Annotated in this window: 25 protein-coding genes; 5 read left to right on the forward strand and 20 right to left on the reverse strand. The window is 50.0% G+C overall.

Annotated elements, in window-relative coordinates:
- Positions 1-4 precede the first annotated feature (4 nt).
- From ACZ520_RS01965 to ACZ520_RS01980, 4 genes are all read right to left on the reverse strand, one after another.
- Positions 5-1,504: an ABC1 kinase family protein gene (locus ACZ520_RS01965; protein WP_417868030.1), complete on the reverse strand. Its 1,500-nt coding sequence runs from the start codon at positions 1,502-1,504 to the stop codon at positions 5-7.
- 49 nt (positions 1,505-1,553) lie between these two features.
- A complete protein-coding gene (gene rnr / locus ACZ520_RS01970; protein WP_464127290.1) occupies positions 1,554-4,145 on the reverse strand; it encodes a ribonuclease R in 2,592 nt (863 codons plus the stop codon).
- Between the two features lie 256 nt (positions 4,146-4,401).
- Positions 4,402-5,445: an outer membrane beta-barrel protein gene (locus ACZ520_RS01975; protein WP_232468810.1), complete on the reverse strand. Its 1,044-nt coding sequence runs from the start codon at positions 5,443-5,445 to the stop codon at positions 4,402-4,404.
- A 157-nt stretch (positions 5,446-5,602) separates the two neighbouring features.
- Positions 5,603-5,950 carry a hypothetical protein gene (locus ACZ520_RS01980; protein WP_417867660.1) on the reverse strand — a complete coding sequence of 116 codons (348 nt, stop codon included), beginning with the start codon at positions 5,948-5,950 and terminating at the stop codon, positions 5,603-5,605.
- On the opposite strand from ACZ520_RS01980, the gene ACZ520_RS01985 reads away from it, so the two are divergent.
- Positions 5,950-7,017: a hypothetical protein gene (locus ACZ520_RS01985; RefSeq protein ID WP_417867662.1), complete on the forward strand. Its 1,068-nt coding sequence runs from the start codon at positions 5,950-5,952 to the stop codon at positions 7,015-7,017. The genes ACZ520_RS01980 and ACZ520_RS01985 overlap by 1 nt on opposite strands.
- A gap of 281 nt (positions 7,018-7,298) precedes the next feature.
- Entirely contained in the window at positions 7,299-7,931 is a 633-nt protein-coding gene (locus ACZ520_RS01990; RefSeq protein ID WP_464127293.1) for a response regulator transcription factor, read from the forward strand.
- A 117-nt stretch (positions 7,932-8,048) separates the two neighbouring features.
- Here ACZ520_RS01990 and ACZ520_RS01995 read toward each other — a convergent pair whose 3' ends face one another.
- A complete protein-coding gene (locus tag ACZ520_RS01995) occupies positions 8,049-8,228 on the reverse strand; it encodes a hypothetical protein (RefSeq protein WP_088566413.1) in 180 nt (59 codons plus the stop codon).
- 234 nt (positions 8,229-8,462) lie between these two features.
- On the opposite strand from ACZ520_RS01995, the gene ACZ520_RS02000 reads away from it, so the two are divergent.
- A complete protein-coding gene (locus ACZ520_RS02000; protein WP_464128385.1) occupies positions 8,463-9,260 on the forward strand; it encodes an EamA family transporter in 798 nt (265 codons plus the stop codon).
- A 71-nt stretch (positions 9,261-9,331) separates the two neighbouring features.
- Here the strand turns inward: ACZ520_RS02000 and ACZ520_RS02005 are convergent, their stop codons facing one another.
- From ACZ520_RS02005 to ACZ520_RS02030, 6 genes are all read right to left on the reverse strand, one after another.
- Entirely contained in the window at positions 9,332-9,679 is a 348-nt protein-coding gene (locus ACZ520_RS02005; protein ID WP_464127296.1) for a hypothetical protein, read from the reverse strand.
- A 20-nt stretch (positions 9,680-9,699) separates the two neighbouring features.
- Positions 9,700-10,200 (reverse strand): hypothetical protein, encoded by a 501-nt coding sequence (locus ACZ520_RS02010; protein ID WP_464127298.1) that lies wholly within the window; start codon positions 10,198-10,200, stop codon positions 9,700-9,702.
- A gap of 190 nt (positions 10,201-10,390) precedes the next feature.
- Positions 10,391-10,978: a hypothetical protein gene (locus ACZ520_RS02015; RefSeq protein ID WP_088566409.1), complete on the reverse strand. Its 588-nt coding sequence runs from the start codon at positions 10,976-10,978 to the stop codon at positions 10,391-10,393.
- A gap of 10 nt (positions 10,979-10,988) precedes the next feature.
- Positions 10,989-12,005, reverse strand: coding sequence for a serine hydrolase domain-containing protein (locus ACZ520_RS02020; RefSeq protein ID WP_464127300.1), 1,017 nt, complete (start codon positions 12,003-12,005; stop codon positions 10,989-10,991).
- Positions 12,002-12,877: a hypothetical protein gene (locus tag ACZ520_RS02025; RefSeq protein WP_416479553.1), complete on the reverse strand. Its 876-nt coding sequence runs from the start codon at positions 12,875-12,877 to the stop codon at positions 12,002-12,004. The genes ACZ520_RS02020 and ACZ520_RS02025 overlap by 4 nt, the downstream gene beginning before the upstream one ends.
- Positions 12,868-13,416 (reverse strand): DUF5819 family protein, encoded by a 549-nt coding sequence (locus ACZ520_RS02030; RefSeq protein WP_464127302.1) that lies wholly within the window; start codon positions 13,414-13,416, stop codon positions 12,868-12,870. The genes ACZ520_RS02025 and ACZ520_RS02030 overlap by 10 nt, the downstream gene beginning before the upstream one ends.
- Positions 13,417-13,630: 214 nt before the next feature.
- Between ACZ520_RS02030 and ACZ520_RS02035 the strand changes: the two genes are divergently transcribed.
- Positions 13,631-14,065 carry a cupin domain-containing protein gene (locus tag ACZ520_RS02035; protein ID WP_464127304.1) on the forward strand — a complete coding sequence of 145 codons (435 nt, stop codon included), beginning with the start codon at positions 13,631-13,633 and terminating at the stop codon, positions 14,063-14,065.
- 44 nt (positions 14,066-14,109) lie between these two features.
- Here the strand turns inward: ACZ520_RS02035 and ACZ520_RS02040 are convergent, their stop codons facing one another.
- From ACZ520_RS02040 to ACZ520_RS02060, 5 genes are read right to left on the reverse strand one after another with little or no spacing between them, the layout of a single operon-like run.
- The gene (locus ACZ520_RS02040; protein WP_416479552.1) at positions 14,110-15,180 is read right to left on the reverse strand and encodes a phospholipase C/P1 nuclease family protein; all 1,071 of its coding nucleotides are present in this window, start codon (positions 15,178-15,180) and stop codon (positions 14,110-14,112) included.
- Positions 15,181-15,194: 14 nt separating this feature from the next.
- The gene (locus ACZ520_RS02045) at positions 15,195-16,067 is read right to left on the reverse strand and encodes an ABC transporter permease (protein WP_464127306.1); all 873 of its coding nucleotides are present in this window, start codon (positions 16,065-16,067) and stop codon (positions 15,195-15,197) included.
- Entirely contained in the window at positions 16,068-17,096 is a 1,029-nt protein-coding gene (locus ACZ520_RS02050) for an ABC transporter permease (protein WP_464127308.1), read from the reverse strand. It abuts the gene before it with no gap.
- Complete coding sequence (locus tag ACZ520_RS02055; RefSeq protein WP_464127310.1) at positions 17,093-18,577, reverse strand: ABC transporter ATP-binding protein; 1,485 nt, start codon at positions 18,575-18,577, stop codon at positions 17,093-17,095. Before ACZ520_RS02055 ends, ACZ520_RS02050 begins: the two co-directional genes overlap by 4 nt.
- A complete protein-coding gene (locus ACZ520_RS02060; RefSeq protein ID WP_416479549.1) occupies positions 18,578-19,558 on the reverse strand; it encodes a BMP family lipoprotein in 981 nt (326 codons plus the stop codon).
- 259 nt (positions 19,559-19,817) lie between these two features.
- On the opposite strand from ACZ520_RS02060, the gene ACZ520_RS02065 reads away from it, so the two are divergent.
- Positions 19,818-20,534: a Crp/Fnr family transcriptional regulator gene (locus ACZ520_RS02065; protein ID WP_011163030.1), complete on the forward strand. Its 717-nt coding sequence runs from the start codon at positions 19,818-19,820 to the stop codon at positions 20,532-20,534.
- A gap of 77 nt (positions 20,535-20,611) precedes the next feature.
- Here the strand turns inward: ACZ520_RS02065 and ACZ520_RS02070 are convergent, their stop codons facing one another.
- The 4 genes from ACZ520_RS02070 to ACZ520_RS02085 form a co-directional block, all read right to left on the reverse strand.
- On the reverse strand, positions 20,612-22,168 hold the full coding sequence (locus tag ACZ520_RS02070; RefSeq protein WP_464127313.1) for a phospholipase D family protein: 1,557 nt from the start codon (positions 22,166-22,168) through the stop codon (positions 20,612-20,614).
- A gap of 55 nt (positions 22,169-22,223) precedes the next feature.
- Complete coding sequence (locus ACZ520_RS02075; protein ID WP_088566399.1) at positions 22,224-22,820, reverse strand: redoxin domain-containing protein; 597 nt, start codon at positions 22,818-22,820, stop codon at positions 22,224-22,226.
- The gene (locus ACZ520_RS02080) at positions 22,817-24,835 is read right to left on the reverse strand and encodes a protein-disulfide reductase DsbD family protein (RefSeq protein ID WP_464127315.1); all 2,019 of its coding nucleotides are present in this window, start codon (positions 24,833-24,835) and stop codon (positions 22,817-22,819) included. Before ACZ520_RS02080 ends, ACZ520_RS02075 begins: the two co-directional genes overlap by 4 nt.
- Positions 24,836-24,913: 78 nt before the next feature.
- Positions 24,914-26,494, reverse strand: a complete 1,581-nt coding sequence (locus ACZ520_RS02085; RefSeq protein WP_374031897.1) for a S8 family serine peptidase — start codon at positions 26,492-26,494, stop codon at positions 24,914-24,916.
- Positions 26,495-26,672: the final 178 nt, after the last annotated feature.

Here is a 26,672-nt window from a genome sequence, read left to right on the forward strand (position 1 = left end):
CGTATCAGGGTTTTCTAATATAATTAAGAAACGCAAACATGCCCAGGAAGCCTGCGATGATATAGCCGATAAAGCTGATCGTCGGCATTCCGGCAATGTGGCTGACGGTATCGTGCACATACACGAACGAGGCGCTCATGATGAGGGCTGCGATAATCACACCCAGGAACAGCAGATTGGAAGAGCTTTCCACCGAGCGTTTCAGGTCTTTGATTTCCGTAACGTTCAGTTTAAAGGCATGATCCGGACTGTTCACCTTGCGCAGGAAGAAATTCAGTTGGCGAGGCAGGGCATTCAGGAATGTTTTTGATTCCCGCGCCATCTGCGACATATCGTTCAGAATTCTTTCCGGGCCGAAATGGGTTTTAGCCAGATCACCGGCAAATTCCAAAGAGTACTGAAGGAAATCAAAGTCCTTGTGAATTTTGCGGCCCATGCCTTCGATGGAAACAATCGACTTGAAGAACAGCATCAGGTCGGTCGGAACCTGAATGTGGTGGCGGGCAGCAATCCCGGAGGAGCGCATCAGCACTTTTCCCAGATTCACGTTTTTCAATGTCAGTCCAAAATAGGGCGCGATCAGCTCGCGCAGGTCCTTGGCAAAGATATCAATGTTCACCCGGTCGGTGAACGGTGCCAGATCCACGTATTCATAGGCCAGACGTTCATAGTCCTCTCGCGACAGTGCCAAAAGCATATTCGCAATGGAGGCCTGCGTGCGTGTGTTGAGGCGGCCCACGACGCCAAAATCAATCAGGCCGATTCTGTTTTCAGGCAGAACGAAGAAATTTCCGGCATGAAGATCGCCGTGAAAAAGGCCGTCTTCAAAGACCATCTTTAGATAGGCTTTAAGACCTCTGCGGATGACTTCTTCAGGATCGATGCCGGGCTGCTGCAGTGAGGCTTCCTGACTGAGGGGAACCCCTGGCAGGGCCTCCATGATCAGGACGCGCTCGGTGGTCAGATCCAGATAGACCTTGGGAATTTTAACATTTTCATCATCGGCGAAGTTCTCCTGGAAGCGGCGGATGTTGTTGGCTTCAACAACAAAATTTGTTTCCAGCTCCAAGGTGCGGAAGTATTCATCCACGATCCCCACGGGATTGTAGGTGCGGGTTTCAGGAATATAAGTGACCAGCAGTTCCGCCAGCAGATAAAGAACATTCAAGTCATCGTTGATGGTCTGAATGATGCCCGGACGTTGAACTTTGATGACAACGTTTTCGCCGGTGCTCAGGCGGGCGCGGTGAACCTGGGCAATACTGGCCGATCCCAGAGGTTCTTGTTCGATGGATTCAAATTTCTGATAAAGGGAGTTTCCGAATTCTTCGCGAAGAACGGTTTCAATAGTTTCGAAGGACAGGGGTTGCACACGATCGTGCAGCTTCTCAAATTCAGTGACGTACTCATCGGGAACCAAGTCAGGGCGGGTGGCCAGCAATTGTCCCAGTTTTACAAACGTGGGACCCAGTTCCTCAAAACTCATTCTCATCCGCTCTGGCATCGAAAGTTCTTCGACGTCAGAGCTTGCGTTCAAACGCTGGATGATGAATTTACCGAGTTTTACCTTTTCCGCGACCTGGTGAAACCCGTGCTTTGCGAACACCCCCACGATCGTTCTCAGTCTTGCCGCGTTTTTTAGAGTCTTTCCGATCTGGCGTCCGGTGTTTAAGGCTGTCACTATTCTTCTCCGAATAGCCGTCATTATCCCGGAGTTTAGACTGTTCGGCAAACATCAATTTTTTACTGAGCTTTGGTTTGTCTGCAGCGTCCCCGTTGACTTGTTCGCGGTATCTCTCTGGACCAAGGATCATCTCGAGCAAGGTCTTGTCTGGACCCCGCTTTTCCTCGCTGTCCAGTTGGCGTGGCTTCAGGTTGTACTGTTTTTCAACCTTGCGCAGCTTTTCAGCGCTTCCTTCAGGAGCATCCTTACGAACGTCACCGAAGAACTTGGACTTTCCAGGCTTCTGCTTGAAGCGGTCCGGGCCTTCCTCGCGGAAGTTCTTTTTGCCGAATTCTTTCTTCTTGCTGCCGAAGTCCTTGTTGCCAGCTTTTTTGTCAGCGCGCTTTTCGCCGCGTTCAAATTCACGGTCCTGATGTTTTTTCTTACCGTGACTGATGTGATCTTTAGGTCGTTTTTCAGACCTTTTTTCACCATGCAAACGTTTCAGAACAGCCGCCGCGGATCTTTCCGCCGGAGTTCTGTCATCGTCGTGTTCTTCTTTTTCCAGTCCCGCCAGAGCAAAGTTGATCTGCCCGGCCTCTGGATCAGCGGCCACAACCTGAATACGGATGCTGTCGCCGATGGAATAGGCAAAGCCGGAACGTTTCGCCACCAGGCGCAGATTTTCCTCATCGAACTCGAAACGTTCGCCACCCAGATCATCCAGGCGTACCAAGCCGTCAATGTCATATTCACGAAGCAACACGAAGACGCCGAATTTTGCCACGGAGCTGATCATGCCGTCGAATTCCTGGCCGACGAATTTCTGCATGAAGCGGGCCTTCTTGATGGATTGAACCTGACGTTCGGCTTTGGTCGAGCGCTGTTCCGCCGCGGATAGAATGGTTCCGGCTGTTGCCAGATCATCTTCGCTCATCAGGCGATAGCGGGAATTGGGCATGACCTGGGTTTTAAGCAGACGATGCACGATCAGATCGGGATAACGACGAATCGGGGAGGTGAAGTGAGTGTAGAACTCAAACCCCAGACCGAAGTGGCCGACGTTGTTCATGCTGTACTTCGCCTGACTCATGGATCGCAGGGTCAGGATGTTCAGGATTTGCGCTTCCGGACGGCCTTCAAACTCTTCCAGCGCCTTGGTCAGGCGTTTTTGCAGTTTTCCGCTGCCAAGTTTGGTCTTACCACCGAAGTTCGCCAGATATTTTTCCAAAGTGCGAATCGCCATTTCATTTGGCGGTTCGTGAATACGGTACAAAGCGGGGATTTCACGACTGTGCAGGAATTTTGCCACTGCGACGTTCGCCGCCAGCATCATTTCTTCAATCAGACGATGGGCAAACAGGCGCTCAGAGCGCTGAATGTCCACTGGAACTCCGGCACCGTCGATAACCAGTTCGGTTTCCGGGATTTCCAGATCCAGGGAACCTTCCTTAAAGCGTTTGGCCATAAGGATCTTCGCAAGGTCAGAAAGACGCAGGATGTGCTCTTTGACGTGTTTGTGTTTTTCAACTTCGCTGCCGTCGATGATTTCCTGGGCTTCACCGTAAGTGACACGGGCTTTGCTTTCCATCACGGCTTCATAGAAGTCGGATTTGACAAGCTCGCCGGTGAAATCAAACAGCATCTCAGCCACCAGGCACAGGCGCGGCACGTGAGGATTCAGGGAGCAAAGACCGTTACTCAGAACTTCCGGCAGCATCGGCACCACAAAGTTTGGCATGTACACCGAGGTGCCACGCTCGTAGGCGTCTTTGTCGATAGCGGTGCCGATTTTGACGTAGTGGCTGACGTCGGCGATGGCGACATAAAGCAGGAAGCCCTCATTCAGGGTTTCCACGTAAACAGCATCGTCAAAGTCTTTGGCGGTGGCGCCGTCAATTGTGATCAGGGCTTTGTCGCGCAGATCGCGGCGGCCTTTGAAGTCTTTTTCGTCAGGAACTTCTGTGAAGTGTTCGGCCTCTTCCAAAGTGGCTTTTGAAAACTCCAGAGGAATATTGTTGGCGCGAATCACACGTTTCAGGTCTGTCAGCGGATCCATGGCGTCACCGATGATTTCGGTGACTTTGCCGGTGAATGGTTTGCCGTCATCGGGATAGCTGGTGATTTCGGCAGCGACCAGTTCTTTATCCTTGGCCTGCATAGAGTCTTCGATCTTGATTTTAAGATCCTGACCCCAGCCTTTGCCTTCATCGCGGATAAGTCCGGTGCGCTCGTTCATTTTGAAGAAGCGGCCCACCACGGTTTTGGTTCCACGACTTAGAACATGATCAAGTTCACCACGGAATCTTTCGCCCCCTTTTTCGGGAGTGACTTCCACGGCGACTTTATCATTGGTCATGATGCCTTCCATGGAGTGGCGGGGAATGTAGACGTCGGGGTGTTCTTTGTCGTCGGGGATGAAAAATCCAAATCCGTCAGGATGTCTTTTGATGGTGCCAGTGAGGATTTTTTTCTTTTGCATTACAGGCTGTATTTCCTTTTATTTGAGATTAGCACAAGTTACGCAGGCTTAAAGTAGAATCTTTTTTGCTGACTTGTGATCGAACAGTGAATGGAACTTAGAGATTGGATCAAGATTCGCAGAGGAATCTTTTCTAAGAGATGTGGCTTTAAGATAGCGGAATTGCCGAAAAAATGCAACTGCGGACTATTGTGAGTGCTTTCGGTAGCTTAGATAGAAAACGGGGGCCCGAGGCCCCCGTCATGCGGATTGAAAATTAGAAGTGCGCCAGGGCACCCAGGGTTACAACGCTGGCTTTGTCGGTAGCTGCGCCATCGCCATCAACGAACGCGTCTTCATTAGACATGTCCTGACGGTACTCCACATACAGATTGAAGTTGTCGTTAAGGACGAACTTGTCTGTCACGCTGATAGAGTTCACAGTGTCAGCCGCGCCATAACCGATTTCGTTGGCGCCGCGGACCATCTCATAACGCAGACCCAGGTTGTTACGACCTAGACCATAAGTCAGTAGAACCGTGGTGGCATCAGACCAGTGCAAGCGATCGCCATCTGGTTTTGTCGTCAAAGAATCATAGATCAATGCAGCCAGGAAGTTTTCAGTGATCTGGTAAGAAGCCCACACGCTGGAAGATGATCTTTCCGTTTTAACGCCTGATGGATCATCCGTGCCCAGATAGTAACCCGCAAACCATGTCAGACCTGCGGCTTTGCCAGTTGCAGACAGTTCTGTTGTTTTGGTCGGAGAATAGTCTTCGCCGAAAGCTCCGTAAGCCGCTTGGTTATAAGTGGACAAAGTTGCCGTCAGCCAGTCACCAGCCACATACTTTGCACGCAAGCCCTCACCATAACCAGGCACGATGCTTTGATATGCAATGGTGTTGCTGTAGAACGCGTTTTCATACTTCATCAATGATTCATAACCCATGGTGGTCAGGAAACGACCGAAACCTATATATAGATTAGGCATGGCTTTATAAAAGATCTCTGCCTGGTCCAGCATACCAAAGTTCGCAGTTTTGCTGTCAGTAGGAGAGGACTGATAAGCCGTCGGCGCATAGTTCAGACGGGTTACGAAGTAAACTTGTTCGGTTTCCTTACTGATCAGCACCTGAGCGTTACGCAAGCGGTACGCCTCATTAGTAACACCGTCAGAATTCTGCAGGGCTGTATCTTTCGTGGAAAGGAAGCTGTAATCAAAAGCAACCTCTCCGTTAACAGTCAGGCCAGAGATTTCTGCAGCTTGTGCACTGAAACTGCCAAGCACCAGCAAAGCGGACAATAGCATTGGGATCTTCACATGAACTCCTTATATATAAGTTCAAAAAATGGTTAAGTTTGGGAAAAAGATTATGACTGAGGTCTTGTTGTGTAACGTAAAATGTTTGTAAAGCTAGACCTTGATCCAGCATTCCAGACCCAAATGGAGCTTTTGCGTCAATTGTCGTTTTTGCATTTTATTTTGGACCAACAAACAGCAGACAATTCACAACTATGCATCTTTCCCGAGGAAAAATTCGCAGTTTTACTTTTTCAATGAAAGCCGCTACTGGCGCGAGTTTTACTGGAATAAAAACTTTAAAAAAGCGGATTTTTTGGCGAGGGTTCTTGGTAACAAAGTCCTGTGGAGTTGAAGTCACAGTCCTGATGCGTCTTTCGGCTTTTTGGGTGCGCTGAAAACTTACCGAAAATTTTTGTTGTTGATCTTGGAACTGGTCCTCATTAGCATTTTTTGTGTAAACGATTAAAGCTTTTAATGGATTTAAAAGTTCATAAGATTGCAACGAAACGAAAGGATGCAACAATGAAAAAGATTCTAGTAGCAGCAGCTTTGACTATGGCAGCAGCTCCAGCAGCAATGGCTTCTAAAGCACGTGTAGAGGCTTTGGCTAACTCACGTCACGTTTTGGATTTCCAAACTGCGTTTGACAGACCTTACCAATTCATGGCGCTTTCTGAACAAGCGACTATCGAATGGGGTGGTACTGGTAATGCAACTCCTCACGCTGAAGGTGGTTTCGTAAAACGTCACGGTGACGATTCTGCATTCGGTGCTTACTTCGGTCGTCGTTCTGCAGATTTCTCTACTGCAATTGATACAGCTAACGCTGCTATCGAAGCAGCTGCTCCAGGCAACGGTTTGTTGTTGAAAGAGCAAAACGGTCTGAACTTGTTCTACGCTTCCAAAATGGGCGACTGGACTTGGGGTGTGACTGCGAAGTACTCCAACGGTAAAAACGACGCTATCGAAGCTAAAGCTTCTTCTATGGGTGTTGCAGTTGCAGCTTCCAACGGAACTTGGGACTTCGAATTGGTTCAAGGTTTCACTGGCAAATCTGAAATGGACAACGGCACAGTTGCTGCTGAAGTTGAATCCAAAGGTTTGACTAACGTAACTGTTGGTTACCACATGTCTCCAGAAATGGAAGTTTACGGTAACGTAAAAATGTCCAAAGTTGAAGGCGATGGCGCTTTGGCTGGTTCTGAGGCAGAAACAACTTCCTACAAATTGGGTATGGTTAACACTCTAGTTAAGTCTGAAGAAGGCAACTTCTTCTACGGTGTAGAAGTAGCTTCTACTAAAGTAAAAGACGTTTCTGAGTCTCTGTTGCTTCCAGTTTACATGGGTGTTGAGCACAACGCGGCTTCTTGGTTGGTTCTTCGTGCATCCGTTGCTCAAAACGTGATCTTGAACGAAACTAAAGACGACGCTTCTGGCGACAAAACTGATCTTGACTCTACAAGAATGGCTGCTGGCGCAGGTATCAAATTCGGTAAGAGCATGATCGATGCTACCTTCTCTGATACAGTTGGTGGTAAAATCGACTCTGACAACTTCTTCTCTCAAGTTGCTTACACTTACACTTTCTAAGACCTAGTCTTAAAAGTGAGAGAACGAAAAGCCCAGGTAACCCCTGGGCTTTTTGTTTTTTAAGACCTCAATCCTTTCTTTTCCGCTCCTGCTCGCCCGTTCGGACGATATCTTTCTGTTCCTTATTCTGAAAAACTCAAGAAAAACTCAAATAGATGAGTGAGATAAACTCTTATAATGTCTGCTGACTAAGTTGATGTTAGTTTACTTTTTGACATAGCTTTAACAATAAAGCGTTGAACACATTTCTTTAGTGGTAATATTGAACGTTGGAAGGAGCCATGGAGAAAAAGATACTTCTTGTTGATGACAACAAGGATTTCGCCCTGCTTTTTCAGGCTAAATTCAGTCATTTGGGTAAGATTGAGTGTGCTTCCTCTTTCGCAGAAGCGATGCGAATGATTGAAAGCCAGTCGTGGGATTTGTTTTTCCTGGATCACACGCTGGATGAGCACACTTGTTTTGAGTTGATCCCCGCAATTCGCGAGCGCAGCCCGCGCGCCTTCATCATGATTGTCTCCGGTAATGCTGACAAAGACATGGCCATTCGTGCTGTTAACAACGGTGTCAGTGGATTCTTGGAAAAGCCCATCAATGAGGTCGATCTGCAGAATCGGCTCGCAGCCATTGGCTGGTATGAAGCGCATATTTCATTGGATGATAAAAATCGCTGTATCTATGTGTCCGGTAACAGTCATTCCCTGACGAAAGTTGAATACATGATTCTTAGAGTTCTGATGGATAAAAAGAACCAGTTGGTTACGCGTGTAGAACTGGAAGAAAACATCTGGGGCGGACGCCACATTGTTAAGAACTCTCTGGACACTCATTTATACAATCTGAAGCGCAAGGTGCCCGAGCTAAAAGGGCGACTGTCGTCGATACATGGAACCGGATACTTGTTGAAGATCTAATAAGAGCCCCACTCCGAAAAGAGTGGGGTTTTTGTTTTTTGAAGGTCTAAAAAAGGGAAAACCCAAGCCCTGGGGGGGAAGGCTTGGGTTTGGGGGAACTTGAATTAAATTAGCTAATTACTGGATACCAGAGTTTGTAGCAGTTTTAACAACCTTCACAGTCGGGGAGAATTTGGACTGGGAAGCTGTGTGAGCGTGACGGCCCATGTTTGCTTTGTCTGCACATTTGGTAGCACCGAAAGAAGCTGTAGCTGACATTGTGATGATTGCTGCTGTGATGATTTTAGTGAATGTCATTTTGAACTCCTTTGTAACAAGCGGTATACATACACCTATTGCTATGACCGTGCCATGTCGGCTGTTTAAAGATGAGAATCCTTCGACCTGCTGTCAGGCACTTAGCAAGCGCGATTCTCAGTGTGAGACTGGCCTGACACTTTGAGCCCAAGAGCGCGCGCACCTGTTAGAAAAGTGACGGAGAAGCCTCTAGTGCAACCGCTTTATAAATCCATCTATCTCATTTTGATCGCCATGCTTTCCATTCAGTTTGGCGCTTCGGTTGCTAAAGGTCTTTTCCCGGTGGCGGGACCTGCGGGCACAACGGCCCTGCGGGTTTTCATTTCTGCTTTGATCCTGGTTTTGGTGATGCGTCCGTGGCGGGAAAAATTCACTGCGTCCGGCCTTCGCCGTATCGCTGCCTATGGTATTTCCCTGGGCCTGATGAATCTGCTGTTCTATTTTGCCCTGGAACGTATTCCTCTGGGAATCGCTGTAGCATTGGAATTCACAGGTCCGCTGACGGTGGCGCTGCTTTCCTCCAAACGAATTTTGGATCTGGTGTGGGCGGTGCTGGCGGGCCTGGGTATCTATCTGATACTGCCATTATCTGAAGTCAGTCAGGCTTTGGATATGGTCGGAGTGCTGTTGGCTTTGGGCGCGGGGCTCTTCTGGGCTCTTTATATCGTCTTTGGAAAGTCGACGGGAAAAGAAAATTCTTCTTCGGCGACGGCAGCGGTGGGAATGTGTTTTGCCGCCGCAGTGACTTTCCCCGTGGGACTTTACACAAACTTTGATCAAGTTGTGGATCCGTCATTGTGGATGATGGGATTTGTGATCGCGATTCTTTCAAGTGCATTACCATACTCACTTGAAATGAAAGCGATGCAGAACATGCCGGCAAAGACCTTCGGGATATTGATGAGCCTGGAGCCAGCGTTTGCAACAATGATCGGAATACTGTTCTTAAGTGAATCTTTGATGCCATCCCAGTGGCTGGCCATCGGATGTATTATGGCGGCCTCGGCAGGCAGCACCCTGACGGCGCGGTAAGCGAAGGACTGCCTGAGAACGCAAAAGACCCGGCGTTCGCCAGGTCTTTGCTTTTGTTCTTTTCTCTTTGTCTATTTGCACTCTGTCGCTTGTTCGCCTTTTACAATTTTGCAGGCCATGGTTCTCAGGTTTGAGACCTCCAGCCAGGCTTCGTTAACCTCGTCACCTGATTCTGAGAGCTCAGCCGATTCACGAAGAATCTCTGCTTCGACAATGATCTTACCCAGTTGGCCGACGCGTTCGACGCCATCATGTTCGTACTCAACGTCTGCCTGATCCTGCAATTCCGCGATCTCATGAATCATTCTCTGCATGTCATTCATCTGAGCGGTGATGATACGGCTTTCTTCCAGCTCCTGCGCCATGGATGACGCCGGTGCTATTAGACAAAATACAATCAGCGGTGTTAGTAACTTCATTTTCATGACGCCCGCCCTGATTAGTATCTCAGTTCAGGGTGAACACGCAGACCCTGAATTTGATTTCTTTCGTCCATCTCATTCAAGGACTGCCATCTTTCATCAAGATCTCCGGAAAGCTTCTGTAGCATTTTGGAGTTGTGCTTATTCATGTCGCGAAGTTTCTTGGCCTCGCTGACTGTTCTTAGCACTTCTTTATTCAATTGAGGCTGACTTACATCTTTTAATCTCTCAATTTTGGAGATTTTAACGCTCACTTCACTGATAAGTTGGCGCTCTTTCATATCTTCTTCAGCGGCGTAAGTTTTGGTGAGCTGATTCAGATTGTCGAACTCCACGGCGTCAAGTTTGCCGTCGGTATTCAGTGCGCACTCTTCGCAGCCGTTCGCAGCTTCAGTGGCTTCCACTTTTCCCAATTGAATTTCGCGGTAGATTTCATCCTGTTCGAAATTCTCTGCCATCGCCTTAACAGAACCCAGAACCATAATGATAGCCATCGCCAATACACTCTTCTTTTTCATGCTCTCTCTCCTTAATAAAAGTTTTTCTCCAACTTTGAAGAGTGCGAGCTTTATGCCCCGGTCAAAAAGAGCCTGGAAGAACTGGGCGTCTAAGGATATGACAGGGGCCTTGTAACGGCATACAGGCCCCGAGGTCAGTTTCAGAATGAGACAATAAGAAAAGCCCGCTTTTGGCGGGCCTTCGGGGATCTTAGTTCTGGTAGTTTCTTTGAATATCAAAGTCTCTTTCATCATACTGACGGACGTCCTTGTTCGGATCGCCAAAGACTTTTCGCATGCTGTATTCAGCCGCTTTGTAAGCAACCGTTCCCGCCACGGCAGTTCCCACTGCAGCCGGTGTCAGGGCTACGGGACCGATATCGCGTCCGCCCACTTTGGGTGGATCGGCGGGTAGCACCGGCACCGTGCCGGGACGAATATCAAAGTATTCTTCCTGAATATAACGATCTTTCGGGCCGTTACCAACATAGCGATCCCAAACATACTCGACAACGGAAGCGGCGGCGCCTGCTGCAGCGGCTGCGACAAAGGCGTTGGCGTTAATTCCTTTCGGATCCATCTCTGAGTACTTGTCCAGTGAAACCAGGACAGGTCTTCCCAAAATCTCTTCCAGCTTGCGGTCGCCCAGTTCCTGCCGGAGTTCTTTCAGTCGCTCTTTCACGACGATGGGTGGAACAAAGCCGCCCGCGGGGCGGGTGACCGGACTGCACAGTTGTGCGTTCGCTGTTGAAGAGACAAGGACCAAGCCTGCCAGAGCCCCTGTGATAAACTTTTTCATTTTTTCCTCCTTAATAAAGGTATTGTTCAAATGCTTCGGCCCTGTCGGACCAGTGTTTTATAAATTTATAGTTGTCAGTCAGAATCACGATCTTCAGGTCCGATTCCGGAATCACCGCGACCAGCGAGTAAAACCCCGGAGTCGCTCCGTTGTGCCAGAAAGCTTGATAAGACTGCTTTTCCGAGCGCACCCATCCCAGTGAATAGTGCTTGTCCTTGTTCAGCTTCGGCAGTGTTTGTCGCTGCTGCCCCAGCCACTGCATAAGATCCTGGGCTGACGACTTGATGCCTCCGGCACCGGCGGATTTATACAGAGTACTTTCCTTGTTCAGCTCCCACTGAATTGAACTTCCCGGGATCAGTGCATATGTCGGAAGTTTGTCCCCTTTTTGAATCGCCGCAGTTGTGGAAGCAGGGACATGCTCCTGCAGGATTTGGGAAAAGTTTTTCTGTTCAATGATTTCCAGAACCCGGGACAGAACCAGATATCCAAAGTTGGAATATCCGAATTCTTTCCCGGGTGCTGATTTCAGGTCCTTGTCTTCCAGAACCAGTGTGTCGATATCCTGCAAGTTCCAGTCAGTACTCATGGAGCGTTTTAAAAAGCTTACGAGGCTCAGATCCCGGCCAAAGCCGGATTTATGATCCAACAACTGTTGCAGAGTGATCTTCTGCAAGTCTCCGGTGCAGAAATTTTTCAGCCAGTGGCAGACCGGGGTGTCGAGTTTTAAACCCTGCTGCGATTTGTGAAAGTAAATTAAACCCACAAAGGACTTCGAGATGCTGGCGATGGGGTAGACCTTATTCAGGTCGCCGTCGGCAAACAGAACTTCGGAGCCTTTTTGGATCAGAATGCTTCCGTGAATCAGATTGTCTTTCTTTAGCTCCTGCCAAGTGTTCTGCAGGCGGGTGGCTAATTCGTTTTCTTTCACTTTCTGGATATCGGGGCTGCACGAAAAGAACTGCAGGCCCACCCAGGAATAGATCAGCACGGTGAAAGTATGGCTCAGCACTTTTTTGATTTTCATACCCGCACCCTTTTCAGCAAGGATCCAAACAATCCTTTTTCTCCGTCTTCATAGAAGAAGAAGTAGCTTACACACATGGCGAATCCGAACATGAACAAACCCATCACCAAAGAGATCGAAAGATGCAAGGCCGTTCCCATCAGTACGATGTAAGGTCTCCAGTTGCGCTGCCAGATCAGATAAGGCAGCGAGATTTGAAACAGAACAGTTCCCAACGTCATCGCCGCCAGCAGCAGCGGATAGTTGGCAAGAGTTTTAAAAATCTCATGATTGCCATATTCGCTGACGCCCATGGTGTAATAAAGAGCGACGCCTTTATTCCACAGAGGTCCCATGACCTTTAAAAGACCTGCAGTTGCATAAACCAAGGTAACCTGGATTTTGATCATCAGCGCAGCAAGGTTCGTCAGGGTGATTGAAAATGCGGATTGTGTTTCTTTTGTATTGATGAAGATCAGATAGAAGGTCACCAAATGCATCAGATTGTTACCGCCATCCAAAGTCACATAGGCCTTGTTATCCAGATTCATCATCAGAAAATAAACCACCGCTGCAGAGGCGCGCGGGGCTTTTTCAAAGAAGGCAAAAGCCGTCGCAGCCAGAATCAGTGCCAGGAACACGGGATAGGCGTCGGCGAAGGGCCCCCAGTGCAGAAGGTTCAGGGACTTTTCCAACAGATTCAGACTGTCGAAATCCTTGGCCGGAATGTAAGCACTGCTGGAATAGAAGTAGGCGGCCTTTGTCGCAAGGATCGCGTAGTTGATAAATGCCCAGGCATACACCAGGCGGCGGGCAAAGCGCAGTGCCTGCAGAGACTTCACTTCCAGATGCAGTTTTAGATAGAATTCCTTAAGTTGCTGAATCAGTTCCATGCGAAGGACTCCTGTTTGATGCCGAAGGTGAAGGTTTCAGTGCGGACTTCCGTGTTGGAAAAGCGCTTGGAATAGTCTTGAGTGAACACCCGCTGAATGCGCACCTCGGCTGCGGCTTGCTCACCGCACTGGTCTTGCAAATATCTTTGCAGGATGTGCAGTTCATCCATGGCCGCGTCTGTTTTCTTTAGAATCTTGCTGTTAAAGATCTCACGCGCCAGATGTTGCAGAACGTAGGATTGTTTCCCCTTGGCTGTGACCGGCAGGGATTTGTGGTCTTCAAGCATGTCGCTCAAAGGAAACTTCCACGCTTGCAGGCTGTCGCAGCGATAGGAAAGTTGCAGGCTGGCGGTTGCCGGCTCCGGTGCGAACAGGTGCCAGTTCTGGGTAAAGAACGTTCCCATGTAAGTGTCGACGAAGCTCATATATTGGGGAGTGGCGGGATTGTTGGGTGCCAGATAAAGGGCATGAATTCCCAAATGAGCTATCAGGGCGCTCAGCATGGTCAGTTTTAATAGATGTAAAAGCGGCGTTTTCATTTTATCTCCTGCGGATGTCCTAAGTCGGATAGCACCGGACGTGCCGCGGCCATCTGCAATAGGTTCTTACTGAGGTCAGTTTTCCAGACCCACTATCTAAAAATCGAGATTCGGTCCAAGAACATGGAAGTGGGCCAGTGGCGGTCGGCACGGGCGAGGAGGAGAATTTGAGTGGTATGCCGAACGGGCGTAGAATGAGTTTTAGGAGGTGACTATGGCTACGCAACAAACTTCCGCATCACCGCAAAAGCCGAATCCTTCGACGGCCTTTGCAAAGGTCAGCGGAACGCTTAAAGCTTTGAATTTCAGTTCTGCGGATGAGGTTCGCGAGTTTCCTAATGGCCGTTTGGAGCTGGTCCGCTTTGGCGAGGCCGTTGTGGGCCGGGCGACCCTGCAGCCAGGCTGGCGCTGGTCCAAATCAGTGAAAGAGATCGCACAAACCGATAGCTGCGAAGCTCCGCACTTTCAGTACCATGTTTCAGGAGTACTCAGAATCAAGATGGATGATGGAACAGAGATAGATTGTAAACCCGGGGATGTGTCTTTGGTTCCGCCCGGCCATGATGCCTGGGTGGTGGGCGATGAACCCGTGGTGATCGTGGATTTCCAGGGAATGGTGGACTACGCAATTCAAGCGCACAAACACTAAAAGGAAATGTCCACCGCCAGAAAAGCAGTGGACATTTTTTTGAACTATTTCTTTTCTTCTGTTTTCGGAACTTCGATATAGTCCGGGGTTACGAAATCAACAGTGAACGGATACTTGTAGGACTTGTAAGCGCCGATTTTTGGTTTGCCGGCAGAAACATAAGCTTCATCCCAAAGCGCCGCCAATAGAACTGCGCCACGAGCCATTTCCGTCACGATCATCGGTTTCATTTTTTTGAAGGCCACAGATGCCGGCTGACGTTCCGCTGCGGTTTTAAGTTCCATGCCTTTTTCTTTCACCAGAGTGGACTTCTTGATGACTGGATCCATTTTCAGGATCTTCGGGATCTCTTTGTTTGAGATCACACTCAGAACTTTCATTTTCTCAATGGCTGTTTTTGGCTTCATGAATTCCGGATTTTTCATTCCGCGAGCCGCTTTCAGCACCAGATAGTCAAGGTCGCCATCGAACTGGCCAACAACCTGATCTTCAAAGTAAGCATGGATGCCACCGTGACCGGCGGCATAACCGTCATAGTCCGCCGTGGTGTGGAATGGCTGGCAGTTGTCGCCAACAAAGTGACCCATCAGCCCCATGGACACGACCATATCATAGGCCAGCTTGTTGTAAGGAAGCTCGTTGTCCTGTTCTTCTTTGAAGTTCGTTGGCGCTTTGGCTTTCGCGAAGTCCTCTTTCAGGCCCGCGATGTGGCGCATGAACTGGTCGGCTCTCCACCAGGAAGAACCGAATTCCTGCGGGATGGATTTGATCGTGGAGCCGTCGTTTTTGAACTTGTTTGGTTTGCCGGTGAATTCAGTCATCAGTTGTTTGTAATCAACGGTGATATCTTTCACATCCAGGCCAATAACTTCAATATCGATGAAGTGCGTGGAGTTCCCCAGTTTCGCAGCGTCGCCACCCAGGCTTTTCCAGTAAAAGTCCGGCATATTGCACAGGTGTCCCATCATCTGGGGTTTGTGCTGCATGTATTCTTTCAAGCCCGGTTCTTTCACCAGGAAGGTGGCAACACGGCAGATGGTGTCGTGACCGCGGCCGCCCCAGGCAAATGCCTGAGAAGATCCAAGAAGAAGCAATGCCAACAGAATATTTCTCATAGAAACCTCTTAAATTATTGGTGACCCAGTGCCTTTGGAGCCCGGCTTTTGCCGATAAAGCCCGCAAGAGCAATGACTGTCACGATGTAAGGTAAAATCTGAACAAACTGAACCGGAACTTCCACGCCGCCGATTTGCACACCTTGCAGACGGATTTGCACGGCATCAGCAAAGGCAAACAGCAGGCACGCCGCAAAGGCTGGTACCGGCTTCCATTTACCGAAGATCAGCGCCGCCAAAGCCATGAAACCACGGCCGCCGGTCATCATCGGGGAATAAGACGAAGCCAGGAACAATGAAAGACTGGCGCCACCCATGGCGGCAAAACCCCCGCTCAACGTCACAGCGGACCAGCGGACTTTACGAACACTGACACCACTGGCGGTCAGGGCTTCAGGATTTTCGCCGGCAAACAAAACCCACAGGCCTGAACGCGTGTGGAACATCCAGAGGCTGATCGCGGCGACCAGCAGCCCGGCCATCAACAACGGTTCAAAGGTAAAGCGGTCTTCCACCAGCAGAGCTGGAGTGGAGCCGGTGGAGCTGTAAAGAATCTTCGTCACAAAGGGGATGAAACCCATCACAAAAAGATTCACGGCCATGCCCGTGATGATCTGATCGGCTTTAAGCTCAATCACAAACAAAGCGTAAAGAGCGCCGATAACAAGGCCTGCGAGAATGGCAAAGCCCCACCCCATCCACGCTGAAGCGAAATACTGACCGGCAATGGCGCCGGCAAAGGCACCGATCAGCATAAAGCCCTCAAGGGCGACATTCACGACCCCCGAGCGTTCGCTCATCAAACCACCCATCGAAGCAAACACCAAAGGTGTTGCCAGGCGCAGGGTCGCCAAAGTCAAAGCCAGAATCCAGGTCATAGTTTCCATCTAACCTTTCCTCCTTTTGATTTTGATCCATTCCCAATAGCCTTGCGCCACCACACCCAAAATAACCAAAGCCTGGATGATGCGAGAGAAGTCGCGGGTGATCGTGGTCGTTTCAAGATCCAGATCCGAAGCGCCCTTGTGAAGCGCACCCATCAGGAAGGCCGCCACGATAATTCCCAAAGGGTTGTTGCTGGCAAGCAGGGCAACAGCGATACCGATAAAGCCATAGTCCGGAGAAAAGCCAATGCGGTATTGCCCGGCGCTGCCCAAGACTTCCGACAAAGCGACGAAGCCCGCCATCACTCCAGCCAAGGTCATCGCCAGAATGCGCACTTTCTTTTCTGAAATTCCCGCACGGTGAGCGGCTTCGGGATTTGAGCCCACCGCCCGCAATTCAAAGCCCCACGTGGTTTTCCAGAGGAATATCCACATCAAAACAGCCAGCACAATCGCAAAGCCCAACGAGGCATTGGCCGGGGTGTCCGGGAACAGACGGGCAATCAGATCATAGTCCTTAAACATGTACTGAGGTGCGACCATGGCGGTTTCAGGATTCTGGGATTCTGGATTGGGAATGATCTTCAGGGTGAACCAGCTTGCAAGGCCGGCGGCGATAAAGTTCATCATGATGGTGATGATGACTTCATGACTGCCACGCACGGCGCGCAGCCAGCCCGCAATCCAGCCCCACAACCCGGCGGCCACCAGACCTGCCAGCAGGGCAATCACCGGAGCCAGCGGGAAAGGGATCTGCGGGAACAGCACACCGATAGCTGCAGTCGTCACCACCGCCATGGTCAGCTGACCTTCAGCGCCGATATTGAAAAGACCGGCATGAAAGCCGATGGCAACGGAAAGACCACAGAAAATCAAAGGTGTGGTGTATGAAAGAGTCAGCCCCAGATCGTACATGGAGCCAAAAGCACTGCGCACCAGAATCATAAAGACATTCCACGGGTTTTCACCCGCGAACAAAGTCAGCAGCAAAGCCAGTGTCAGGCCCAACAGGAAGCCGAAGACACGTTTCAATGTCCACCTCCCATGGCTTTCCCCAAGGCGATTTCATTAAAGGCGGAGCGTGGGAATTCCGCCACCAGATGGCCTTTGTAAAGAACAACAATGCGATCAGAAAGGGCCATCAGTTCATCCAGCTCAGAAGAGATCAAAAGCACGCCCGCACCTTCATCGCGGCAGCGGCGCAGTTCATTGTGAATAAATTCAATGGCACCGATATCCACGCCGCGGGTGGGTTGTGCGGCAATGATTACATCCGGCTTTTGAGTCAGGGCACGGGCCACGACTAATTTTTGCTGGTTTCCGCCGGACAGCTTTTCAAACGGCAGATGTTCATCGTGGGGACGAACATCGTATTCCTTCATGATTTCGCGGGTGCGCTCAATCAAAGCACGGGTTTTTAGCAGAAGGCCGGAATTAAACAGGCCAGACCGCTGCTGCCCCAGCAGGAAGTTTTCATAAACAGGACGGGAAGGCAGAACACCAAAGCGCAGACGGTCTTCAGGGAAGGCCTGCAATTTGCCTTCACAAAGAACCTGTCCAAGCAAGGAGTGTTTGTTCAGCGATTTTTGATCCAGCAGGGCGCGGATCAGAATGTCCTGCCCATTGCCCTCAACGCCCGCCACACCGACGATCTCGCGGGCGTGAACTTTCAGTGTGATGTTTTCAATGCGATGGTTGCCCATTGCTGCAGAAAGCTTTTCAAAATTCAGCAGCACGTGATTCTGCTCAATGGTGGAGGTTCGCTCTTTCGGATCTTGCAGGCAGCGACCCACCATCAGTTCGGCCAGTTCTTCCACGGAAGTTTCGCGGGTTGCTTTGTGGGCGACCATGCGACCGGCACGGAAGATGGTCACGGCATCAGAAAGTGCCATCACCTCTTTCAGCTTGTGGGTGATGATCAGAATGGTTTTGCCTTCGGCTTTCAGTTTGCGAAGATTGGTGAACAGTTCCTGCACTTCCTGCGGAGTCAGAACGGCTGTGGGTTCATCCAGAATCAGAATTTCGGAGTTCTGGGAAAGGATTTTCAGGATTTCAATACGCTGCTGTTCACCGACAGACAGATCCTCGACCTTGGCATCAAGGTCGACATGAAAGCCATAACGACCGGCGATTTCATTCAGACGCTGACGCTGTTCTGCGCGCGGAAGCAGGGAAAATGCCGAACCTTTTTGTTGCAGCAGAATATTATCCAGGGCCGTGAAGGGTTCGGCCAGCATGAAGTGCTGGTGAACCATGCCGATGCCGGCGGCCATGGCATCGATCGGGGTTTCAAAGGTAACAGGTTTTTCGTGAATCAGAATCTCGCCGCCATCAGGCTGGTACATTCCGAACAGGATTTTCATGGCCGTGGATTTGCCGGCCCCGTTTTCGCCTACGATGGCATGAATGGAGCCCGACGGAATGGCAAAAGAGATGTCCGAGTTGGCGCGAACGGCGCCAAAGTATTTGCTGATCCCTTTGAATTCAACCGCCATGGACATATTAAGAGGCACCTATTTCTTTTTGTAGTAATCAGGAACCTGGATTTGGCCGGCGATGATTTTCTTTTTGATCTCTTCGACCTTTTTCTTCATGTCGGCGGTGATCAGTTTTTCATTATGTTTGTCCAAAGTGTAGTTCACACCCTGGTTTTTCAGGCCATAGCGGATTTCACCTGCGGTGAATTTGCCGGCCTGGGTTTCTTTGATGGTGTCATACACCGCCACATCGACGGCTTTCATCATGCTGGTCAGAATAATGCCGGGCTTGATCCAGTTCTGATTGGAATCCACACCGATGGCGAATTTCTTTTTTTCTTCAGCAGCGTCGAAGACACCGGTGTTGGAAGCTCCCGCCGCCACGAAGATCACGTCGCTGCCTTTGGCAATTTGCGCCAGCGCCAGTTCTTTGGCTTTGGCCGGGTTGTTCCAGGCTTCACCTGTCACGCCCACATAGTTTTCAGTGACATTGATTTTCGGGTTCACATATTTGGCACCTGCCACATAACCCATTGAGAATCTGCGGATCAACGGGATGTCCATGCCGCCAACAAAACCCACCGAGTTCGACTTGGAAGCCATTGCCGCCAGGGCCCCCACCAGGAACGAGCCTTCATGCTCTTCAAACAGCAAAGAACGCACGTTTGGTGCTTTGACATCACTGTCGATAACAGCAAACTTAATTTTCGGGAATTGAGCTGCTACCTTTTTAACCGCTTCCTGCTGGGCAAAGCCCACGCCGATGATCAGGTCAAAATTTTTACGGGCAAAAGCACGGTGCAGATTTTCAATGGCGTTGGTGTCTGTGGCTTCAACGTATTTCAGGTCGATCTTCAAATCCTGCTCGGCTTTTTTAGCTCCCTGATAAGCCGCAGAGTTAAAAGACTTGTCGTCTTTGCCGCCTTTATCGAGAACCAAGCCAACTTTGAGGGGATTTGCGTGGGAAAATGTGCCGACTGACAAGAATAACAGCATCGTAAGGAAGCTTTTTGCCATTTTAGTACTCCACTTGAACCACTCTTGCAGCGCCGTCATATGCTGAGTAAGAGCATGAAATTACGAAAAAATTCCATTTTTGGATGGGGCTGAAAGTAGGGGAGGGGGCATTGTGAGTCAAGTCATAAGTATGTTTGTGCGTAAACAGGAGGCCGTTACAAGAGTGTTATGTCGAAATTTCAATTAGGAGGCTGTATAATACCAGTTTAGGATGACCTCAACAATTAACCCAACGAAGAAAGCTCGGAGGTAAAAGAGTATGGAATCTCAGACAATACTCAACGGCGGAGTAAACTCCCTTGGTTTTATGGGTGGTCAAAACCTAAGTATTCCGAATACTTCAAACGTTCCCTATGAAGTTATTCATCTCAAAGAAGAGGAGATGATCTTCAAAGAAGGGGAGCCGGCGAAGGGTCTGTATTACGTTCAGTCGGGATGTGTAAAAGTTGTTGTAAATCGATCCCACGCGCGCGGCCGCACCACGACTAACGAATACGTGACGAAGCTTGTATCACCAGGTGAATACTTTGGCTACAAGGCACTTGTGAAAGGTGCTGTAACACAAAGTCATGCCAAAGCTGTGAAATCCACAGTTCTTTGGTTGTATCCACGCGAACTTATTCAAGTGGCGATGGCACAATCCAGCCCGCTGATTAAGTTGCTTTTGAATCAGGCCGTTAACGACCTGGAATCTTTCGAAACCATCAGTCAGCTTCACTACCTGGCCTCTGTTCAGGAACGTATTGCTTATCAACTGGTGCTGTTGGCAGACAGATTCGGGGTTCAGACACCGAATGGTATTTCTTTGAATTTGAAACTGACAAGAAATGAGTTCGCTCAACTTGCCAGCACGATCAATGAGTCCTTGTCTCGTCATTTGACAGAGTTTAAAAACGAAGGCCTTATAGACCTCAATGGTAAAGAAATCATCATCAAGAACAAAGACGGTCTGATGAGAAGATCTGGCAATTTCTAGTCGCAACGCTATCTGCTGACGAAATTGTGAAGACCCCGGGTTGAAAACTCGGGGTTTTTTTATGCCCAAGCTGCCAATCACAGCCAGGATTCGGGAACGAAGATCCCGCTGAGCCCCGCTTTCAGGCGCTTCCACCAACTGGTTTCAGGTTCTTTGGTAAAGACCTGTTCTTTGCCATGGTCATCGGTGGTTTTCCAAATCAGGTTCTTTCTGTCATCCAGTAAAACCTGATAACTGTCTTCGCGAAGATTGGCGATCAGGTTCTTGCTGATCGCTTCGGCCAGTTCGGGGCTGTCGACAACGACGCCCATTTCGCTGTTCAAAGTGGCCGATCGTGGATCCAGGTTCATTGACCCGACAAAGACCTTCCTTCGGTCGAAGACAAAGATCTTTCCGTGCAAGCCTGCGCTGGAGAAGCTGGCGCCCACACGGCTCTTTTTCGGCATGGTTTTTTGCGGGGTGGGTTTTAGCTCATAAAGCTGAACCCCCTGTTCAAGAAGATCCTTGCGGTAACCCTTGTAGCCTGAAAACACGGTGGCTACATCACTGGAAGCAAGGGAATTGGTCAGAACCAGAGAGGCAACGCCACGGTCATTTAGATTCTTAAAAAACTGCACTCCTTTTTTGCCGGGAATAAAGTAAGGGGAAACCAGAATCAGTTCTTTCTGGGTCTTTTCGATCAGAGGATAAAGCTGATGGGCAAGGTTGTCGGTCTGTTCCTTTGAATGCTGGCGAAATTTTTCCGGCGGATCAATCACGACTTCGGCCTTTCCCCAATAAAGTTTTAACGGCTCGTGGGTGAACTTTTTCACCATCGGTGTTTCTTTGAGGGCGGCGGCATACTGGGTTTTTTCGGCTTCCTCGATGGCGGCTGCGGCATCGGCTTTCAGTTTTTGCAGGTCCTCGGCGGTGGGCTTGAATCCATTGACCAAGACAGAAATAGGATAGGCGATTTCGCTGTTCCAATAAGAATCAAATTCCCGCGAAAGATCCTGAACCACCGGGCCGATGGCCCACAGATCGAAGTCACCAAAGTTCATTTCTTCGCTGGCCCAGAAGTATTCATTGCCAATGTTGCGTCCGCCCACAATCGCCGTTTGATTGTCGACCACAAAGACCTTGTTGTGCATGCGACGGTTGACGGTGGAAAATCTCATCGCATCCAGAATGCGCCAGCTTCTTCCGGCGAAAGGATTGGCCATGCGCACTTCGATGTTCGGGTGTGAATCCAGAATGGCAAGGCCTCGCTCATAGCGTCCCTGGTTAAGATCATCCAGCAGAACACGCACGCGCACGCCCCGATCGGCTGCCAGCAGAACTTCATGCATCAGCATTCGGCCGGTCAGGTCATTTTCCCAGATATAGTATTGCAGATCGATGCTGCGATCAGAAACGGCGACCGCCGCCATACGGGCGACCAATGCCTCCAGACCGGACGCCAGGGGATAGAAGCCTGACAGACCCGGATGTTTTTTGAGCTGTTCTTCTGTCGCCTGGGCCAGTTGAGTCTTTGGATCAGGAGGCAGGGCTTCAGAATAAGAACGATTTGTGTTGGGTGGGAGCGAAGCGCACCCTAGGTAAGCAAGAACGACGGGAATGGGTATGAATTTTTTAATCAAAAAGAAAAACCCCATACCGCTAAGGGTACGGGGCTTTCCGTGCGGGCTCAAATTGTAAGTGAGCAGGTGTTTAGTACTTCACGCTGCAGCCGTAGGGCTTGCTGGTTTCTTTGGCGATCTTTTCACCTTTTTCTGCGCTGGCGACGGCGCGGATGATGTAGTTTTCGGCTGAAGCAATCGTCGCGGGATCCGCGGAATCGTTGCTGTCAATCGCCCCGTTGTAGCGAAGCACACCCTGGGGATCAATCAGGTACATGTGCGGAGTCGTTTTGGCGCCGTAGGCTTTGCCCATTTTACCGTTTTCGTCGACCAGAATGGCGGTGGCTTTCGAAGCTTCTTTGGTTCCGTTTTTCACCACATCCGCCGCGGGCATATGGCCTTGTTTGCCCTTGGCGGAAGAGATCACCGACAGCCACACGATGCCCTTGCCCGTCATTTCCGACTGGATGTTTTGCATGTTCTTGCTGTCATAGTGTTTGCGCACATACGGACAGTCCTTGTTGTACCACTCTAGCACCACGTATTTTCCCTTGTAGTCAGAAAGTTTGTGGGTTTTGCCGTTGGCATCAGTCACATTGAAGTCCGGCGCTGGCGCGCCGACTTTCGCGTCTGCGAACGCTAAGGTTGAGGTAAAGGTCAAAGCCAGTGCAAATATCAGTTTTTTCATGGTTCTTTCTCCTTGTTAAATAAATCGAGTACGATGCCTTTGGTTAGTATTTCAGGAAGCAGCAGGGCCTTGCGACTGCCTGCTGGGTAGAAGACATACAGGGGCAGTGAATTGCGACCATACTGAGCCAAAGCCTCCGTGATTTTGGGATCCTTGTCAGTCCAGTCCGCTTTGTAAAGCTGCACATTGTTTTCAGTGAAGGCCTTTTGAATTTCGGTCGTATGCAAGACCAGCTTTTTATTCACCTGACAGGTGATACACCAAGCGGCGGTGAAGTCGATGAACACGGACTTTCCTTGTTCCAGATCTTGTTGGACTTGCTCGGCCGTGAAGGGTTTCCATACTTCCGCGGCAGCTGTGTTTGAGGCAGAAACAGATATGGATTCTTGCGGAAGGGCTGTCAGCAGCACAAACGACAAAATAAATCCGGCAAGCAGTGTCAGTTGACGGGCTTTTTCATGGCGGATCGTGTGGGTAAACCACACCCACAGCGCGACCAGCAGAAATACGCCCAGTAAATAAATTATGGAATCCACCACAATCTGATGAGACAGCACCCACAGCAGCCAGAGCACAGTGGCAAAAAGAGGGAACGCCAAAAACTCTTTCAGGGTTTGCATCCACATTCCGGGCTTGGGCAGAAACTTCAAGGCCTGAGGTGTATAGGACAAAATCAAGAATGGCAGGGCCATGCCCAAGCCCAGGCCTGCAAACACCATCAGCGTGTTCATCGCCGGCAGAGCTAAAGAGGCCCCCAAAGCGGCCCCCATGAAGGGTGCCGTGCATGGGGTGGCCACCACGGTGGCCAGTACGCCGGTCATGAATGAGCCCCACAGGGACTGCGAAGTTTTCTTTGCGCCCAAATAGCTTAACGACTGGCCTATTTCAAAAGTGCCCAGGAAATTCAGGCCCAGCCAGACGAATAAAAGCGCGATACCTGCTGCGATCAACGGCGACTGCAACTGAAAGCCCCAGCCGATCTGCTCGCCCCCTGCGCGCAAAGCCAAAAGCAGTCCGCCCAAAGCAAGAAATGAACACATCACACCCATGGTGTAGTAAAGGCCCGAGATGCGAAGCTTGTGTTTGTCCTGATCCGGTCCCAGAAAGCTTAAGACTTTGATGGAAAGCACCGGGAACACACACGGCATAAAGTTCAGAATGAACCCGCCCAGCAAAGCCCAGATCAGAATCGTTGCCAAAGCCGCAGGAGCCGCCGCGGTAAGCTCCATCTCGTAGCCTTTTTTGTTGCCGGCAGTGTCTTCCGTGACCAGTAAAAAGCGTGATCCGGTAAAATCAGTTTTGGAAGTATCCTGCAGTGGAAGTTGAATCCGATACTGCGACCCTTGAGGTTCCAAGGCAGGAACGCTGCTTTTGAATGTCTCGCCATCTTCGGGGAAAACTTCGAGATTCTTAAGATTCAGATTTACAGGCAAGGACAGGGTGGTTTTCAGAATCTGGTCGGTGCGACCATCCACGGACCAGCGGAATGAAGAAGGGGCTTTTTCGGGGTAAATAAATTTTAAAAAGATCGCCGCCGGCGGCCCCGTTTGGGCCGAGAAGGGAATTTCCTTTCGAAGTTCTGTAAAATAGGGAATGCATTCGACTTTGCAGATCAGGAACTCCAGATTCAAAACCACACTGACGGGTTTCGCCGGATCTTGAGGCTCAAGATCAAAGATAAAAAGACTTTCGTGGGAATAGCCCAGGTTGGTCAGCCCTTCGACATGGATTCGCTCTGGCAGGGGCCATTGTTCACCAGTCAGTCTGGCATTTTCAACGGTCCACTTCCATTTGGGGGCAGCCCCCGAGTCGCCGGAGTTCTTCCAATAGATATGCCAGTGCTCTTTCATTTTGAAATGCAGACCTAAAGAATTTTTCTGCTGGGGATTCCAGCCCGGGTGCGAGCTGATAAGGTCCACTGTGCCTTGCGGAAAATTAAATGAAGAAGAGCCCGCTGCGAACGCAGGGGAGACTCCGATGCAGATCAAAAGAAGAAAGCCCATCAGAAATGTCATTCCCGGATTATATGGAAAAAATCCGGGAAATTAAAAACATAAGTGCTTAGGTCTGCATCGTATGGTGGCGAACAGCAATTACAGACGGAAGTTCTTGCCGTTGACCGGAGTCGGACGGCAAAGACCTGCCTCCAAGGGACGCTGGAAGACTTCCACCGCACCCGGAGGAATCATCGCACGGCGATTGAAGATGCCGTATCCGCCCTGAGGCAAAGCCACAATCATGTCATTCAAAAGCTGACGGTTCAGTCCTGGAGTCAGCAAGATGGGATCAAATGCCACCATCACACGAATGGCTGCCGTCGTTTGCACGGGCACACCCCCACGAGCAACGACATCACGGATTTGTTCCGGGATCGGATTGAAGGCCACATCAACAAAACAGTTGGGACCTGTTGGACCAAAGCCCAACAAGTTCAAAGACAATCCCCGCTGTTCCCAGTTGTGTTTGGAGCTGACTGCATCCAAAAGATCTTTGCGAGTCATGCGCGGTTCACGGGATTTCAAAATTCCCAAACCGGCAGCCACGATCGCCGCCGAGTTGGAGCTGCCACGATACTCAGTGCCATCAGAAAGCTTTATGGAAGAAGGCGCCAGCAGATCGGGTTTGTCTTTAAAGAACGAAGTCGAAGAACGGTCCGAATCACTTGCACCCACCGTGATCACCGTCGGGTTGTCAGCAGGATTCAAGATACTTTCGCCACGGGAATGGGAAGGCATCACCAAACCATCACCGTCGGCCGTGATACGCAATTGATCGCGGTTGGTGAAATTGTTGGATCTGTTTTTCACACGCAGGAAATAAAGCCCCGGTGAAAGTTCTGCGGAGATGATTTCACGCGGATACTTGGAAAACCCGGGACGACCTTCATTGCGGTTGTCCGATTGTTTCAAAGCACTGTTCTGAATCACATTCAGCATGTCATCAGTCAGAGCCAGATCCAGATCCTTGGTGGTGCCTTCTTCAACATCATCTTTGAAGTCATTCCAGGAAAGAACAATCTTTGCCGAACATTTTTTGCCTGCCGCCGCCTGACAGCGCAAAGCCAAAGCATTGTTCTGATCCGGCAACAAAATCCAATTGTCCTGAACCGTCGTCAACGGCCCATTGTAAGTGGTCAAAGCAAAGTTACCAGCCGCATTCACCCAGATCACGCCCGCACGAGTGGCGCGGTTGACCTCAGCATTGATAAAGCCACCACCGTCCCCATTGCCGCCGTATTCCCAGACCTCAGAATAAAGAACCAGATCATATTGACGAGCAATCACATCATCAATAGCCGCCTTGAAATTGGAATACCCAAAAGCATTGTACAAAGTCAGCTCGGGCATCCACTGAGAAGCACGCATATCATTGGTCATCATGGCCGTCAGAATCTGCGCCATCTTCAACCCATGCACGACCTTCATATTCTCAGGATTCGCCACCGGCCCGGCTACATAACGAGTCCCCGCAGGCAAAGTACGCCCGATCTCTTTCTCGTACCCAAAGAAACCTTTATCCAAAACCGCAACCTTCAACTTGCGCCCAGGATTCTGCGAAGAATAATACGGCGTAAACCCCAATGAATTTTTTAATGAATCAGTATTGGTGAACGGAGACGCCACGCTGACTGTTGTCAGACCAAGCATCAAAGCGCAAAACACGAAACTTTTCATAAAAATGACTCCTATCACTTTCTTCGAAGTGCAAGAACAAGGACTTGCTTGAGCCCTTAGGAATGGGGATCTCCGCTGGAATCGACCTCCAGCCAGCGGATGCGTTGGCCGCCAAAGGCGGACAGGCTGGCGAGGGCAGGAGCCCGTGTCGATGCAAGCGGAGATCCCCATTCCTAAG

Source organism: Bdellovibrio sp. BIS2 (assembly GCF_055398295.1).